The 2,552-nt window shown below is 60.7% G+C and carries 4 protein-coding genes; all 4 read right to left on the bottom strand.

The genetic code is table 11. The features are described from left to right. The coding region (locus DW037_RS10165; RefSeq protein WP_147352028.1) for a PTS sugar transporter subunit IIC at positions 1 to 605 on the bottom strand (605 nt) is incomplete at its 3' end. 58 nt (positions 606 to 663) lie between these two features. Continuing rightward, on the bottom strand, positions 664 to 1,146 hold the full coding sequence (locus tag DW037_RS10170; RefSeq protein WP_099432286.1) for a PTS sugar transporter subunit IIB: 483 nt from the start codon (positions 1,144 to 1,146) through the stop codon (positions 664 to 666). A gap of 57 nt (positions 1,147 to 1,203) precedes the next feature. Then, positions 1,204 to 1,623, bottom strand: coding sequence for a PTS sugar transporter subunit IIA (locus tag DW037_RS10175; protein WP_035137739.1), 420 nt, complete (start codon positions 1,621 to 1,623; stop codon positions 1,204 to 1,206). A gap of 46 nt (positions 1,624 to 1,669) precedes the next feature. Continuing rightward, the coding region (locus DW037_RS10180) for an SIS domain-containing protein (RefSeq protein WP_118373255.1) at positions 1,670 to 2,552 on the bottom strand (883 nt) is incomplete at its 5' end.

The raw sequence follows: 2,552 nt of genomic DNA on the forward strand, positions 1-2,552 counted from the left end.
AGCTGCTTGGTGAGCACCAGGCGGCCGAGCATGGCGAAGCCCATGGCAGGCAGGATGTTGGCGGCAACGCCAAAGCCAGCAAGGACAAAGGGCGGGATGAAGTCGAGCATGCCCTGGATGGCGTCAGCACCCAGATAGAACGACAGCGAGCACAGCAGGAACGCCATGATGATACCGGTCAAACCGATCAGGAAGTGCATCGCATAGACACCCTTAAGGTTGCCCTGGCCGGAGAAGACATCAGCGCGGTCAACCAGGATCGGCAGGGCGGCGTTGAGGATGTTCTTGATGGCAAGGCACAGCGTGGCGATGGGCATGGCAAGCGCGATGGCTGCCTCGGTGCTCTGGCCCAGCTGGATAGCGAAGGCGCAGGCGAGCACGCCGCCGATCGTCTCATCAGGCGGCACGTAGGCGCCGATGGAGATCGAGCCCATGAACAGCAGCTCCAGGCTGGCGCCGATCGTGAGGCCGGACTGCAGGTCCCCCAGCACCAGGCCCACGAGCGGGCACAGGACGATGGGGCGGAACGCATAGAGCGTACCGAGCTGGAAGTCGAACTTACCAAATGCGGCGATAAGTCCGATGAGGATTGCTTGGGTAAGCATATATCCCCCTTTCCTAATAGGAAACTACGAAGAGCTCAGACTCTTCGAAATTGAACGCCTAGAGCACGCTGGCGCAGTCAACCTTGGGGTCATCGGCCAGGGGTCGAATCTCGACCTCAACGCCACGATCCAGCATCTCGCGCACATCGGCTTCCTCGGCCGCGGTCAGGAAGATCTGACGAGAGACCTGACGCGCATCGGGACGCTTCTCGTCCTTGGGCTTGGTGTTGCCCAGGTTGACCGACTTGATCTGCGGGCAGCCCTCAACGAGCTGCTTTGCCTCAGCAATAGTGGCGACACAGATGATCATCTTGTACTTGTCGGTCACGCCCGAGTTGATAGCTTCGATTGCATGCTCCATATCTTTGATGACGAGCTTGCAGCCGGCAGGCTTGCCCATCTTGAGCGTCGTCTTCCACACCGGGTCGTTAGCGACCTTATCGCCCACGCAGAAGATGCAGTTGGAGCCAAGGCCCTGAACCCAGGAAACTGCGACCTGGCCATGAAGCAGGCGATGGTCAACGCGAAGTAGCTGAATCATAATGTGACCCCCCAAAGGCCTTGTGCCGTCTTACGGCGTGTCAGTAGGTGCTGCGGATTAGAACTCTTCTTCCTCGTCGTCATCGACCAAAAGATCGTTGACAAACTTCACGCGCGTATCGTCCGCAGCGACGATGGCGCGAATCGTCTCCTCAACCGGCGCCGACTCGTCAGAAAACAGCAACTGGATGAGGAGAGGAAGGTTCATGTTGGTAACGAGGTACGTGCGGGGACGCGTCTGGACGATCTTGGTGAACTCGTTGTTGACGCTGCCGCCAAAGAGGTCGGTGCAGACAACGACATCATCGTCGGCAGACATGCCTGCCAGCAGTTTTTGGGCCTCCTCGGCCACGTCCATGCGGCCATCGACGAACATCGAAAGATCGTGGACGTTGTCGCGAGCGCCCGAGAGCAGCTCGACGCTCTCCTTGATGCCGGTAGCGAAGTGCGCATGGCTGGCGATGATGTACTGTCTCATTCTGTGTTCCTCTCAATAGCCCGGCACGTTCCCGCACCCGTTTTCTTTAGTAGTCGAACTGGTGATAGTAGCGACGATACTTGAGGTTGTGCTTGGTGACCGTCTCGTAGTAGCGAGCCAGGCGGTCGGTCACGAGCACCGTCAGAATCCACGGGGAGACGATGACGCGGAACTCGTCGTCAAGGCCGGGGATCGCGAACTCGGCGGTGTCGATGATGTTGACGTCGGTGTCGCCGGTCACGCCGCGGGTCAGGAACGCGCGGACGCGCTCGTCGAGCTTGCGGTTCTCGTCCTCGCCCATGAACAGGAACACGGGGACGCCGGGCTCCACGAGCTCGAGGGTGCCGTGGAAGAAGTCGGCCGAGGTGATGTAGCGGGTGCGCTTCCACTGCATCTCCTCCAGGATGCACATCGAGAAGAGGATGGTCTCGCCCCACAGGGCGCCGGAGCCGATGAACATGGTGTAGGGGGCCAGGGCGTACTTCTTGGCGAGCTCCTCGGCGCGCGGCTCGAAGCGCTTGCGGATATCGAGCATGTCCTTCCAGATGTCCTTGGTCTGCTCGATAAACAGGTCAAACTTGGGGAAGCAGCCGCGGCGGTTGAGCAGGCGCAGGCCGAAGCAGTCGGCGAGGTAGTAGCCCTTCTCACAGCCGCCCGAACCATGGTCAGAAGCCATGGCGACGCAGTTCTCGGCGCCGACAGCCTGGCCGATGGGGCCCTCGGGCTTGGTCATGGCGTAGACGCGCACGCCCATGCCCTTCATCTTCTTGACGGCCTCGAGGACCTCGGGGGTGGTTCCGGACTCGGAGGCGGTGAGCACGACGGACTTCTCGGTCATGCGCTTGTGGCCCATGACGTTCCACTCGGCGGCGTGGATCAGGTAGACCTCGAGGTCGCGGTCGCCGAACTTGTTCATGAGGTACTCGAGC

The sequence above is a fragment of the Collinsella sp. AF39-11AT genome, from assembly GCF_003474585.1.
In the GTDB taxonomy this organism is placed as follows: Bacteria; Actinomycetota; Coriobacteriia; order Coriobacteriales; family Coriobacteriaceae; genus Collinsella.